Raw genomic sequence first — 13,211 nt, 5'->3', positions numbered from 1 at the left:
AAGGCGCTCAGAGCGTGGATTGGCCGATGACCTGCAGGCTCATTTGCTCCAGCAGCTTGTTCATCTGAACGAACTGCGCAAAGCGTTTGTCCTGGGTCTGGCCGTGGAAGAAGCGGTAGTAGATCTGCTGCACGATGCCAGCCAGGCGGAACAAGCCGTAGGTGTAGTAGAAGTCGAAATTGTCGATGCGGATCCCGGCGCGTTCGGCGTAGTAATCCACGAATTCGCGACGGGTCAGCATGCCGGGCGCGTGGCTCGGCTGGCGGCGCATCAGCTGCACCGGCGCCGGGTCGGCGGCCTCGATCCAGTAGGCGAGGCTGTTGCCCAGGTCCATCAACGGGTCGCCAATGGTCGTCAGTTCCCAGTCCAGCACCCCGATGATCTGCATCGGGTTGTCCGGGTCGAGGATCACGTTGTCGAAGCGGTAGTCGTTGTGGACGATGCTCGAAGTCGGGTGGTCGGCGGGCATCTTGTCGTTGAGCCAGGCCTTGACCGCTTCCCACTTGGGCGCGTCGGGGGTCAGGGCTTTCTCGTAGCGGTCGCTCCAGCCACGGATCTGCCGGGCCACGTAGCCTTCGGGCTTGCCCAGGTCGGCCAGGCCGCAGGCGTGGTAATCGACTTGGTGCAATTCGACGAGCCGGTCGATGAAGCTCTTGCACAGCGCCTCGGTGCGGGCGGCGTCGAAACCCAGTTCCGGTGGCAGGTCGGAGCGCAGGATGATGCCCTTGACCCGTTCCATCACATAGAACTCGGCACCCATCACCGACTCGTCGGTGCAGTGCACGTAGGCTTTGGGGCAGTACGGGAAACCGTCGCGCAATTGGTTGAGGATGCGGAATTCACGACCCATGTCATGGGCGGACTTGGCCTTGTGGCCGAACGGCGGGCGGCGCAGGACGAATTCCTGTTCGGGGTATTCCAGCAGGTAGGTCAGGTTCGACGCGCCACCGGGAAACTGGCTGATCTGCGGCTTGCCGGTCAGGCCGGGAATGTGGGCCTTGAGGTACGGGTCGATCAGGTTGGCATCGAGTTCTTCACCGTCGCGCACGCGGGTGGACTGATCAGTAAACGCCATGCTTATCCCTTCTGCTTATTCTGGAGGCCATCGATCAAAGCCTAATGGCGCGTGGGAGGCGTCACAAGCACGCCCGGGTCTTATAGGTTAGCGTGTTGCCGGATAATCAGCGGGCTTGATGTGCTCGGGTGAGCTATGGTTTCAGGGTCGCTCTTGAAGGAGGAGTCACGGCGATGGGATGCCCGCAAGTCTGTAGCACCGCGACCTTGCAATGCAGCTTCGGCGTCGCCCCGGCGGTGCTCAATGTGCTGCCGGTCAATCGGATGCTGACCGGTGGAATGCCGGCGGCGAACATCATGGACCACATTCCTCTGGTGAACATCACCACCTTCGGCATGTGCCAGAGCCTGGCGAACCCGACCGTGGCCGCCGCCACTGCCGCCGCACTGGGGGTGCTGACTCCCATGCCCTGCATCCCGGCCACCGCCGCGCCGTGGATTCCTGGCGGTGCGCCGACCCTGCTACTGGGCAACATGCCGGCCATCGATGCCAACAGTACCTTGATGTGCACCTGGGCCGGGGTGATCAAGATCGTCGTGCCGGGGCAGGTGCAGATGTTGATTCCCTGACTGGGCGGACCAGGATCTTGTTGACCGAGTGCATATCCATTGCTGCGGTAATGGCTGCTTAGGGTTCCGCCCTGACGGCGGGTCACTTTTGAAAAGCGCAAAAGTAACCAAAACGCTCTTGCCCCACCACTCGGCACCTCGCCTAGGCGAGGTGTTCCCTCACTCCGGCATTGCTCCGTGGGCCCGCCGCGAAGGGCCCTCCATGGCCCAGCGCGGCTATCCCGGCCTCCATGCCGGGATGCCCACTACGCAATGCCTGCGTTCGGCCAGCGTGGTTTAACGGGGCGCCCAACAGCAAAAGCAAAAGCAAAAGCAAAAGCGAAAACAAAAAGTTAGGCGGCCTTACAGCCGACCTGGTTCTCCCGGTTATATATCGATCCCACAGGGAGTTCCGGTGGCTTCAGGTCTTGTGTCCGCGCAAAGTCCAGCAGAAGCAAGGAGCTCAGGCCTGCGCCGGATCATTCCAACGCCTGAACCACCAGCGCACCCGGGAGATCGGTTTGCCTTCGGCGTCCAGCGGGCGGCCGTCGTCGGCGTAGGCCTGGGCCGGTTCGAGCAATTGACCGTTGAGGTAGCGTGCCTCGACGGCGGGCTTGCCGTTGGGATGCAGGCGGCGGTAATGGCCGTCGCGCACGCCGTCGCGATAGCACTCGGTTTCGGCCAGTTGCCCATCGGGGAAGTAATTGTTGGCCTCGCCGTGGAGTAACCCGCCGCGATAGGACGCCTGGCGCTGCAAGCCCCCTTCGACCGAGTAGAAGCTCGCCACGCCGTGCAATTTGCCTTTCATGAATGGCAACACCGCCGAGACTTTGCCATTGGGGTGATACAAGGTGCTGGTGCCTTGCAGTTCACCCTGGCCGTAGTGGAGCTTCGCTTGCGGGCGCTGTGCCTCGTCGATCTGCAACGGGCCGTCGAGCCTGCCGTCGACCAGTTGCCCGTCGAGCCGGCTGTCGCCACGTTCCAGGTCCAGTCTTTTTGAGGCCATCGCCGCGCTCCTGTCAGTTGACCTTCACCAGGCCGCCCTTGATGGTCAGCATGCCGCCGCCGTCCACGGTCTGTTCGGCGGCGGCCTTGTTCACCAGGCTGATACCGGCGTCGTTGGTCAGGGTGGTGCCGGCCTTGTTTTCCAGCGACGTACCCGCCTGGTTGTTCAAGGCCGTGCCGGCTTTCTGGCTGATGGAGGTGCCGGCCTGGGCGGCCAGGTCGGCGTCGCTCTTGATCGAGAAACTGCCGCCACTTTGCAGGGTCAAGGTGCCGCTGACCTTGATGGTCAGGTTGCCGTCCACGGTCAGGTCGTAGTTGCCGGTGACCTTGTGCGTGTAATTGCCGCCAGTGCTGTGGGTCTGGTCCGAGCCCACGGTAACGGTGCGGGTGTCCTTCACATCGAGGCTGTCGCTGCCGGTCTGGATGGTGACGCTGCGCTTGCCTTTTTCCAGGGTGACGGTCTCGTCGCCTTCCTTGACCGTGCGGGTGCGGGCGTTCTGCACCGTGAGGGTTTCATCGTGGCCGACGGTGGCGGTGGTGTCGTTGAGCACGTTGATGTTGAAGTCCTTCTGGGCCTGGAGAAACACCTCCTCGGCGTCCTTCTTGTCTTCGAAGCGCAACTCGTTGAAACCGCCGCCGCCCTTGGACGAGTTGGTCTTGATTCCGGACTGGGTCTGGTTCGCCGGTAGGGCGTAGGGCAGGGCGTTGTCACCGTTGTAGACGCAACCGGTGACCAATGGGCGATCGGGGTCGCCGTCGATGAAGGTGACGATGACTTCCTGGCCGATGCGCGGCACGAACTGCATGCCAAAGCCCTTGCCGCTCCAGGGCAGGACCACTCGTACCCAACAGGATGAGGTCTCGTCGTTCTTGCCGGTGCGGTCCCAGGGAAACTGTAACTTGATCCGGCCGTACTCGTCGGTCCAGATCTCTTCGCCGGCCTTGCCCACCACCAGCGCCGTCTGGGTGTGCATGCGCGGTTTGGGCGTGAGGCGGGCCGGTCGATAAGCGGTGGCCTTGGGGATCGCTTCGAAGCGATTGCGGTAACTGTCGTGACTGACTTCGTGGCTGACCGAAGTCACCACCCAGTCGATGTTCAGCGTCGTGTCTTCATGGCCGGCGAGGGTGAACCAATACCCCGGCACCAGCCAGCGGCAATCGCTTTCGCCGACAAAGCGCTTTTCCTGGCTGCGCAGGCCGTCCACCCGTTGCTTGGTCAGCGCATCACCCTGGGCCTTGGCGGTGTAGCCGCCCGGATGTTCGTACATCGAACTCGGCCCGGCCACGGCCTCGGCCTGGCTGAAGAGCGAAGTCGTCGGCGTGGTGAATTCGTAATCGGTGGCCTGGTAAACCCCGGCTACCGCTTGCAGGCACACCTGCCCGGAGCGGATACCGTGCAGTTCCCGCTCGCCCAGTTTCTGCCCGAGGTAATTCACTGTCGGTCCATTGGGAATGGGGAGGAAGGCGTCGTTGCTGTCGGCCAGGACCAAGGTGTGCTTGCCGTCTTCGTGGCCGAAGAACCAGAAGATCCCGTCCTCTTCCATCAAGCGCGAAACGAAGGCCAGATCGGTTTCGCCGTACTGCACGCAGTACTCCCTCGGCGTGTAGCTGCCAGTGAGCTTGAGCTGGAAATCGGTGAAACCGTGAGTCTGGAAAATCGTGGTGACGATGTCCGACGTGGCGAGGTTCTGAAACACCCGGTTGTTGCTGGCCAGGCTCAGCCACCAGAGCCAGGGCCGGAGCAGCAGCTGATAGCGCTCGGCGGTGGCGTCGGCGGGGAGTTGGCGGATCTCGGCGACGAGCCAGTCCAGTGGGCGCAACAAGGCGTCCTTGTGCAGCGTGGCGGTGACATGGCTGGCGACGGCTGTGGTGAGGTCCAGCGAGACGCCATCGTTGATGCCGTTGAGGATGTGCGAGCCCAGGGCGTTGAGGCGTTCTTCACCGGACAGTGAATCAGGGTACAGCGCCGACAATGCGGTGGCGGTGAGGGAGAGGGTGGTGTTGCTGTCGGTGGAGCGGGCCATGGATCAGCTAAACCCCCAGAAGCGATAGCTTGTCGACAAACCCTGCTTGTAAGCCGTCGCGACCGCACTCAGGCAACGGCTGATGCCTTCGCTCCCCTCCAGTTTGAACTCACCGAAGTTCGGGTCGAAAAATACGCAACTGCTGCTTTTTCCGATCAGCACCCAGGGCCGGTAGAAGGCCACCGAATGACCGCCCAAGACACCCTTGATGGAGAGGATGGAATAACGATAACCCGACGTCAGCACCAGTTGGCCGATGGCGGCACCGTCGTCGCCAAAGCCTTGGTGGGAGCGCGCTTTCCTTTCTCCCAGGCTGCCCAGGCCTCCCGTTTTCAGGGCCGACACCGTTGCTTCGGAGGGGGAGTCGGGCGAATCGCCCTTGACGTCCCGATACTCGGTCTGGAAATCCGAAGCTTGGCGTGCGGTCCGTTGCCCATGTAGTAGTCCGGTGGTGACAACCGGGTTCACGATTTCCTTAAGGTAGTCGTTTCCGTTTTTCTTTGCGATCAACCACGCCGTGCAAACACCGCGACAGATGCCTTCCCTGTTCTTGCCAACGAGGTTGATAAAACTGGATTGGCCGAAATTGTAGACCCCTTCGCCATGTCCATTGACGGCTTTGCAGATCGCTTCGTAGCTCATGATGCCTCCCTGGTCCGATCCGGTCCTATTCCAACACCCACTCCGCCAACTTCCCCGTCACCTGCGTCATCAACACGTTTTCGACATCCCGCGCTCCGGCCGCGCTGCACTTGGCAAGCACGGCCTTGACGATCCCGGCATCGAACTCGAACTGCTTGCCCGTCGCCGCCTTGTAGCGCCCGCGCAATTTCTCCAGCTTCGCCAGCACGATCCCTTCCAGCGTTGCCTCATCCAACGGCCGGTACGCCACCACCGTCATGCGCGCCAGGAATGCCGGGCGAAACGCCGTGAGCAGGACCTTGTGCAAGGCTTCGTTGAAGGCATCACTGCCCACTTGCGCGGCCGGGGTGTCCAGCAGCAGTTCGGCGCCGACGTTGCTGGTGGCGAGCATCACGGTGTTCTTGAAATCCACTACCAGGCCGGTGCCGTCCTCCATCAGGCCCTTGTCGAAGACGTTGTAGAACGCTTCGAGCACATCCGGGTGGGCCTTTTCGATTTCGTCCAGCAGCACCACCGAATAGGGTTTGCGCCGCACCGCTTCGGTGAGCACGCCGCCGCTGCCGTAGCCGACGTAGCCGGGTGGGGCGCCCTTGAGTTGGCTGACGGTGTGGGCTTCCTGGTATTCCGAGAGGTTGATGCTGATCAGGTTGCGTTCGCCGCCGTACAAGGCGTCGGCCAGGGCATAGGCGGTTTCGGTCTTGCCCACGCCTGTAGGGCCCACCAGCAGGAACACGCCGACCGGTTTCTGCGGGTCGGTGAGGCCGGCGCGGTAGGCTTGCAGGCGCTGGGCAATGGTGTTCAACGCGGTGCCCTGGCCCATGACCCGCTGGCCCATGCGTTGGCCGACGGTGCGCACGGCATGGGCTTCGTCGGCGAGCATCTTGCCGACCGGGATGCCGGTCCAGCCCGCGATTACCGCGGCGACAGTCTTGCTGTCGACCTGTTCCGGCACCAGCGGATCGTCCTGGCGGATGGCATCGAGGCCGGCTTCCAGGCGCAGCAGTTCGGCGGCCAGGTGGTCGATGCGGTTGTCGATCTCGGTGTCGGGTTTTTCGCCGTCGGCGCGCTCACTCAAGGTGAGCAGTTCGCGGCGGGTGTCGAGCAGCTCGCGTACGGCCTCGCGCTCTTCGCCCCAACGGGTTTCCAGCTCGCGGATGGCCTGCACGTTTTCGGTGGATTCGCTTTCCAGCAGAGTGATGCGTTCGCGATGATCCAGGCCGGTGGCTTGTTCCCGGCGCAGGCGTTCGACTTCGTCCTTGAGGCTGTTCTGTCGGTGGCGCAGGCTTTCCAGCGGTGGCGGCACGTCGTGCTGGCCGAGGGCGACGCGGGCGCAGGCGGTGTCGAGCACGCTGATGGCCTTGTCCGGCAGTTGTCGCCCGGAAATGTAGCGGTGGGACAGTTTCACCGCTTCATGGATGGCCGCGTCGAGCACCTGCACGCCGTGGTGCTGTTCCAGTTTGCTCGCCACGCCACGGAGCATTTCCACGGCGGTGAGTTCGTCCGGTTCCTCGACCTGCACCAACTGGAAGCGGCGGGTCAGGGCCGGGTCTTTCTCGAAGTACTTCTTATATTCCAGCCACGTGGTGGCGGCCAGGGTGCGCAACTCGCCCCGGGCCAGGGCAGGCTTGAGCAGGTTCGCCGCATCGCTGCCACCCTCGGCACCGCCAGCGCCAATCAAGGTGTGGGCTTCGTCGATGAACAGGATGATCGGTTTTTCGGCGTTGCGTACCGCGTCGATCACGCCCTTGAGACGTTGCTCGAATTCGCCCTTGACCCCGGCACCGGCCTGCAACAGGCCCAGGTCCAGCACCCGCAGCGTCACCTCTTGCAACGACGGTGGCACATCCCCGGCGGCGATGCGCAGGGCCAGGCCTTCGACCACGGCGGTCTTGCCGACGCCGGGCGCGCCTACCAGGATCGGGTTGTTCTGCCGCCGCCGGAGCAGGATGTCGATGCACTGGCGAATCTCACCGTCGCGACCGACGATGGGGTCGATGCGACCGTCCCGGGCGTCGGCGGTCAGGTCCTGGGTGTATTGGTCCAGCACCGGGTCCTGTTTCTGCGGCGCCTCGCCGGGCTTGGCCGGGCGCACGCCAGCGACGTGCTCACGGGAGTTTTCGGTCCATTCCAGCAGGTGGCTGCGCAGGGCGTCCCGGGGAATGCGCAGCAGCGACGAGGCGCTGTTGAGCAACAGGCTGCGACGTTCGTCCCGGTCGAGCAGGGCCAGCAGCAACAGGCCGGAGCGGATGCTGTCCAGGCCCAGTACGCTGGCCTGGACCACGGCGTCTTCCAACAGGCCGATGGTTTGCGCCGACAGCGCCGGGGTACGGGTGCTGCCGGATTTGAACAGCTCGAGGGCCTTGTTGATTTCCGCCGTCACCGCGTCGCGCTCCAGGCCGAAGCGCGGCAGCAGGCAGGCGAAGTCGCCGCCCTCGATGTCGAGCAGTTCCAGCAGCAGGTGTTCGATTTCCACGTAATGGTGGCTGCGCTGCATGCAGCGTTGCGCGGCCCGTTCCAGGGCACGACGGTTGTCCGGGTTGAGGCGACCGATCAGGCTGGCCAGTTCCATGTCAGGCGATCTCCGGCTGGCGAAGGCGGGTTTCGATCCGCTGCAGGGTGAGGGTGGGCTGGCGTTGCAGGCCGCCGTTCCAGTTCAGTCGCGGCGCGGCTTGCTGGCCCAGTTGCAGCGGGCCGGCACCGCGGACCAGCAGCACCAGGGTGCAATCCAGGTCGGGGCCGAAATACAGGGCGTACAGGCTGGCGAGCAGCAGATGGGTGTCACCGGTGGGCAGCAGGCCGTTGGCTTGGTTTGCGCTGAGCGGGCCCAGGGTCAGGCGCACACCGGCATGTTCGTCCCAGACCCGGGTGCCGGCCACCGCGCTGCGACCCAGGCGCAAGTTGCGACCGCCCGGCTGCAAGCGGCTGCGGCTGGCGGGTGGGATTTTACGCCAGCCACCTTCGTAGGCGCTCAGTTCCACCGGCAGCCCGAATTGTTCGCGCACGATCGCCGCGAATCCGGCCAGGGACCGCCGACCGTCTGCGTACAGCGCGGTGCAGGTTAGGACGGCTGAGTCAGGTATGGCCTGGCGTTCTTGCAGGGCCTTGGGCAGCAGGCCGGTCAAGGCTCGCAGCTGCGCCTGGACCGCCGAGGCGCCGGGCGCCGTGAAGCCCAGGGCGATGCGGTGTTTGCGCATCACTTTGTAGAGCAGGCTGAGCAGGCGATGCTGGAACAGGTCGAGGAATTCCGCGGGGGCGTGGTCCCGGGCTCGGGCCCTTTGCTGCAACCATTCCTGGTAGGCGTAGGGCAGGGGGCCGTCAGGGCCGCCGAGGCCGAAAATCGGTGTGGTCAGTACCGGTGCCGAGTCGGGCGGCTGGCTCAGGCTTTCGATTTCGCTGGCGGCGAACAGCGGCATCAACGGTCCGCGCAGGCGCAAGGCTTCGGCTTGGGGCGCGGTGCCGCTGCCCAGTGTCTCGGCCTGGGGGTGTTCACGTTCCAGCAACAGCAGCGCCTGGAGCCACTCGAAGCGTTGCGGATCGCGCCGCAAGCGCTGGCTCAGGGTCAGAGCGACAGGGGTTTGCCGGCTTGGGGTTGCCATGTCTTGACCTCCTTGTCGGACTGGACCAGAACGGTGCGCACGAAGCGATTGGCGGTGGCGTAGAGCGAGAAAAATTGCGCCAGCACTCCAGAGAACAGCACGGCACTGCTGCCGATGAAGTGCTGGGGATCGAGTTGCAGGCGCACTTCCAGCCCGTTGCGCCAGCCGCGCCAGGCGTCTTCGCCGACATGGGCGATGACCCGTTCGCAGCCCAATCCCAGCACGCCTTCGATCTGGCGTCGGGCACTGGGTTCGTCGCGCAAGTTGTGCAGTTCGAGAATTTCCTGCAACGCGTCCAAGGCCTGGGGACCTTCCACCAACGAGAGGTGATTGAGCGTCAATTGCGACACCAGTCGCCAGCGCGATTCACCGTCCAGGCGCGGCAGGCTCTGGGGGCTGGGCGGGTTGCGCAGGCGGGCCCAGGCCACCGGCCCGGGGCGTTCGAAACCCAGCGCAGTGCCGGCGGGCAGGCTCTGGGCCAGGTGGCGATTGGTACACAGCAGTTCGGCGGTGAGGCTGTAGTCGTGGACATCGCTCAACGGATCGAGCCGGGTATCCACCAGGCTGACCATCAGGTCGGTGCCCAGCCGGTTCGGGCTCAGGCCACTCACGCGTCGCGCATGCCAGTACAGCGTCTGGTCGCTGCCGTGCTGGCTGCCGTAGTAGGCCGGCACCGGCTGCACGCCCAGGCCGGAGCTGGCGCGCATGGCGCGGATACTGTGGATCTCGACGCTGTTTTCGCGATGACTGTCGGCCACCAGCCGATACTCGCTGCGGGTGCCGTCTGGGCGCAGCGGCTCGGAAGTCCTGGGAAACAGATTGATTGCCGGGGCGCAGCCCAGGGCGATGTCGCTGGCTTGCAGCGGCAGGCGGCTGGGCGGAGCCCGGTCGAAAACGAGGTACAGGTACAACGACGGAATGTCGCTAGTGGCCCCGGCCAGCGGCAGGTCGAAGAAACCGAATTTGTCCGGGAAGGCGAAGTACTCGGCCAGCAGGCGCATGCCTGGGTGCACGCCATCCTCGTCCGGCAACAAGGCCTGGTCGCTGGCAAAACCGACGATCTGCGGCAGGCCCTTCAGCGGCTCGGGCACGCTGCCCGGCGGACCGGCGAGGACCTTGACCGTGTGGGCGCCGAGCAAGTCGTACAGCCAGGCGTTGATCATCGGCGAGGCCGCCAGGTGCACCCGCAGGGTGTCGATTCCCAGTGTCGACCATTGGCTTTGCCCCAGGCAGCGCAGGTTCAGGCGCAAGGCCGAACGAGCCTGGACCACACCCGTCAGCGCCTGGGCTTCGTCGCTGCCCAGCAGCAGCGCTTCGCTGATTTCCAGCGGCCACAGGTGCACGGCGGCGGTGGTACGGAAATGGATGCTCTGGCCCTTGTCGGTGGTGACGAACAACGGCGTATCCCGGGGCAACGGGTAGCCTTCGTTGAGGTTGCCTTTGCTGGGGTCGGGTTCGAACTGAACGATGGCGCAGGACGGCAGCGGGCGCATCGCCAAGGGATAAAGCTGTTCGAGCAGGGCGTCGCTGAACTCGGCGTAATCGTCATCCAGCCGGCGTTGCAAGCGTGCGGCCAGCAAAGCGAAGCCTTCGAGCAGGCGTTCGACATGGGGGTCGGGGCATTCGCCGGGTGACAGTTCCAGGCGCCTGGCAACCTTGGGGTAACGTTCGGCGAAGAGACTCCCGGCGTGCCGTAGCCAGGTCAGTTCGCGTTGGTAGTAATCGAGCAGTTGCGGGTCAATCGAGTCGCTCATGGCGTACCTCTACGCCGTCGCCGGCGGGCTCGATGATGAACGCCACGGGCCACGCGTGCGGGCTGCCGCGCAGTTCGCCCAGCAGTCGTATGCTCAGTTGCTGCGGATGGCCCGGCACCGGTTCGACGTGTACCTCGCCCAGGCGCAGGCGCGGTTCGAAGCAGGTGATGGCCTGGCGGATTTCCCGGGTCAACTGCCGACGGTCATCGCTGCGTTGCTGTTGCAGCGCGGTCCAGTCAGCGATGCCGTAGTCCAGGATGCTCGGTGGTGCGGTGAGGGCCCGTGGGCCGCGCCGGGTGTTGAACAGGCGATGCAGTTCGGCATGAACCGAGTCTTGCAACGCCTGTCGGTCGTACACCCGATCGGCATCGTCCGGCGGGCTGGCCAGGCGTTCGAACAGAGGAGGGCGAAGCCCGAAGCCGGCCATGGCGCGGTTTCCTTACTTGGTCATTTTGTTGGCGGCCAGGTCCCACGTGGTGCCCGCCGTACCTTCCTTGGTGCCGTCGTCTTTTTGTGCAGTGAGCTCCCATTTGATCTTGGTGAAGTTCAGCGACAGGGTTTCCACCGGCTTGCCACCGGTACCGCCGCTGACACTGACGTTGGACAGCACGACGTTGGTCAGGGTGTAGACGATGAAAGGCATGATCTGGCCGCTGCCTTCGGCGGCGTTGCGGCCGATGGTGATGACGGCTTGTGGGATCGGTTTGCCGGCGCAGCAGTACTCGTTGAGCGAGGGGGTGGAGCTGTCGATGAATTTGGTCAGGGTGAACTCACCGATGTGAGGCCGGCCAGAAGTCCGCTCCGAGTTGCTGACGTCGTTGGTGACCTGCATCGCCACGTTGTGGCTGTAGGACATGACCTCGATCTTGTCCGTGAAACCCTCCAGCAGGCTGTCGCCCTTGATGTCGCCGCCGAGGTCGAGAATGATTGCATCCATTGTGTGGAACTCCAGAAAAGTAGATATACCGATCCGCCGAAGGCGGCCGCCGAACCTGTGGTGAGGGAGCTTGCTCCCTCACCACAGGTTCTCTGCACACCCCAGGTTTCCCTGTCACACCTTCGCCAAGGGCGGTCAGGCAGCGACCGGCGGCGGCAGCGTCGCCACCAGGCGGATCGAGGCGGTCAGTTCTTCAAGCTGGAAGTGTGGCCGCAGGAATACCGTGGCCTTGTAGGCCCCGGGCTTGCCCGCCACCTCCGTCACGTCCACCCGCGCTTCGCGCAACGGGTATTGCGCCTTGATCTCCTGCGGTGCGTTGTCGTTGATCAGTACGTAGTCGGCGATCCAGTTGTTGAGATAGGTCTGCACGTTGTCGCGGGTCATGAAGCTGCCGACCTTGTCGCGCATGATCACCTTCAGGTAGTGGGCAAAGCGCGAGGCAGCGAGCACGTAGGGCAACATCGCCGAGATCCGCGCGTTGGCGTTGGCCTCGTTGGTGTTGTAGACCTTGGCCTTGTTGGTGGTCTGGCCGCCGAAGAACACCGCCACGTCGCTGTTTTTCTTGTGGCACAGGGAAATGAAACCCAGGTCGTTGAGTTCCTTTTCACGGCGGTCGGTGATCGCCACTTCAGTCGGGCATTTGAGCGACAGGTCCCCGGAACTGGTGCGGAAGGTGTGGGCCGGCAAGCCTTCGACCGCGCCACCGCCTTCGGCCCCGCGAATCGCCGCGCACCAGCCGTATTTGGCGAAGGCTTCGGTGATGCGCTGCGACAGCGCCCAGGCCGCGTTGCCCCACAGGTATTTGCTGTGGTCGGTGCCGTTGACGTCTTCGACGTAATTGATGCCTTCCACCGGCCGCGTGTCGGGGCCATAAGGCAGGCGCAGCAGGAAGTGCGGCAGCACCAGGGAGACGTAGCGCGAGTCTTCGCTTTCACGGAAGGCGCGCCACTTGATCAGTTCCTGGCTTTCGAAAATTTTCGACAAGTCCCGTGGCACCGCCAGCTCGGTGAAGCTGGTCATGTCGAACAGGCGAGGGCTGGCGGCCGCAATGAACGGGGCGTGCGCGGCGGCGGCGACGTTCGAGAGTTTTTCCAGCAGGCCAATGTCCTGCGGGTGCCGGCCGAAGGTGTAGTCGCCCACCAGCAGGCTGAACGGGTGGCCACCGAAGGTGCCGTATTCTTCTTCGTAGATTTTCTTGAACAGCGCGCTCTGGTCGAACTCGACGGCTTTTTCCAGATCGTTCTGCAACTCTTTCTGGGTCACGTTGAGCAGGCGCAGCTTGAGCCGGGTGCTGGTTTCGGTGTTCTGCACCAGCAGGTGCAGGCCGCGCCAGGAGGCTTCGAGCTTTTGCAGGTCGGGGTGGTGCAGCACTTCGTTGAGCTGGGCGCTGATCAGCTTGTCGATCTGGCTGATGCGGTCGTTGATCATGGCCACGGTGTCCTTGTCGATGGCCATGCCTTCGTCGAGGACCTGGGTGGCGAATTCGGCCAGCATGTCGCGGGCATAGTCCTGCTGGCTGTCATCGTGGGCCATGCGGCCTTCGGCGATGATCTTGTCCAGCAGCGACAGGGTCTGGGTCGTGCTCTCGCTGGTTTGAGCGGCGGATGAAGCGGGCATGGCGTTATCTCCC

Annotated in this window: 11 protein-coding genes; 1 reads left to right on the top strand and 10 read right to left on the bottom strand. The window is 64.0% G+C overall.

Going from position 1 to position 13,211, the window contains the following annotated elements:
- Positions 1-7 precede the first annotated feature (7 nt).
- Entirely contained in the window at positions 8-1,075 is a 1,068-nt protein-coding gene (locus tag N4Q37_RS01070; protein ID WP_260954590.1) for a phosphotransferase family protein, read from the bottom strand.
- A gap of 173 nt (positions 1,076-1,248) precedes the next feature.
- Here N4Q37_RS01070 and N4Q37_RS01065 point away from each other — a divergent pair, with 173 nt between their 5' ends.
- Positions 1,249-1,644, top strand: a complete 396-nt coding sequence (locus N4Q37_RS01065; RefSeq protein ID WP_260954589.1) for a DUF4280 domain-containing protein — start codon at positions 1,249-1,251, stop codon at positions 1,642-1,644.
- A gap of 442 nt (positions 1,645-2,086) precedes the next feature.
- On the opposite strand, the gene N4Q37_RS01060 is transcribed toward N4Q37_RS01065, so the two are convergent.
- The 9 genes from N4Q37_RS01060 to tssC all read right to left on the bottom strand — a co-directional run bounded on the left by N4Q37_RS01060 (position 2,087) and on the right by tssC (position 13,198).
- The gene (locus tag N4Q37_RS01060) at positions 2,087-2,629 is read right to left on the bottom strand and encodes a toxin-antitoxin system YwqK family antitoxin (protein WP_260954588.1); all 543 of its coding nucleotides are present in this window, start codon (positions 2,627-2,629) and stop codon (positions 2,087-2,089) included.
- Between the two features lie 13 nt (positions 2,630-2,642).
- Entirely contained in the window at positions 2,643-4,652 is a 2,010-nt protein-coding gene (gene tssI, locus N4Q37_RS01055) for a type VI secretion system tip protein TssI/VgrG (RefSeq protein WP_260954587.1), read from the bottom strand.
- 3 nt (positions 4,653-4,655) lie between these two features.
- Positions 4,656-5,294: a C58 family peptidase gene (locus N4Q37_RS01050; protein WP_260954585.1), complete on the bottom strand. Its 639-nt coding sequence runs from the start codon at positions 5,292-5,294 to the stop codon at positions 4,656-4,658.
- Between the two features lie 25 nt (positions 5,295-5,319).
- Positions 5,320-7,863 (bottom strand): type VI secretion system ATPase TssH, encoded by a 2,544-nt coding sequence (tssH, locus tag N4Q37_RS01045; RefSeq protein WP_260954584.1) that lies wholly within the window; start codon positions 7,861-7,863, stop codon positions 5,320-5,322.
- A 1-nt stretch (position 7,864) separates the two neighbouring features.
- The gene (gene tssG / locus N4Q37_RS01040; protein WP_260954583.1) at positions 7,865-8,890 is read right to left on the bottom strand and encodes a type VI secretion system baseplate subunit TssG; all 1,026 of its coding nucleotides are present in this window, start codon (positions 8,888-8,890) and stop codon (positions 7,865-7,867) included.
- Complete coding sequence (gene tssF / locus N4Q37_RS01035) at positions 8,854-10,644, bottom strand: type VI secretion system baseplate subunit TssF (protein ID WP_260954581.1); 1,791 nt, start codon at positions 10,642-10,644, stop codon at positions 8,854-8,856. Before tssF ends, tssG begins: the two co-directional genes overlap by 37 nt.
- Positions 10,628-11,071, bottom strand: coding sequence for a type VI secretion system baseplate subunit TssE (tssE, locus tag N4Q37_RS01030; protein WP_260954579.1), 444 nt, complete (start codon positions 11,069-11,071; stop codon positions 10,628-10,630). The genes tssF and tssE overlap by 17 nt, the downstream gene beginning before the upstream one ends.
- A gap of 12 nt (positions 11,072-11,083) precedes the next feature.
- Entirely contained in the window at positions 11,084-11,581 is a 498-nt protein-coding gene (locus tag N4Q37_RS01025) for an Hcp family type VI secretion system effector (protein ID WP_014337905.1), read from the bottom strand.
- 135 nt (positions 11,582-11,716) lie between these two features.
- On the bottom strand, positions 11,717-13,198 hold the full coding sequence (gene tssC, locus N4Q37_RS01020) for a type VI secretion system contractile sheath large subunit (protein WP_260954572.1): 1,482 nt from the start codon (positions 13,196-13,198) through the stop codon (positions 11,717-11,719).
- Positions 13,199-13,211 lie beyond the last annotated feature (13 nt).

Source organism: Pseudomonas citri (assembly GCF_025336485.1).
GTDB lineage: Bacteria > Pseudomonadota > Gammaproteobacteria > Pseudomonadales > Pseudomonadaceae > Aquipseudomonas > Aquipseudomonas citri.
The sequence above is the reverse complement of the archived record's forward strand: the minus strand, read 5'-3'. Positions and strand labels throughout refer to the sequence as shown.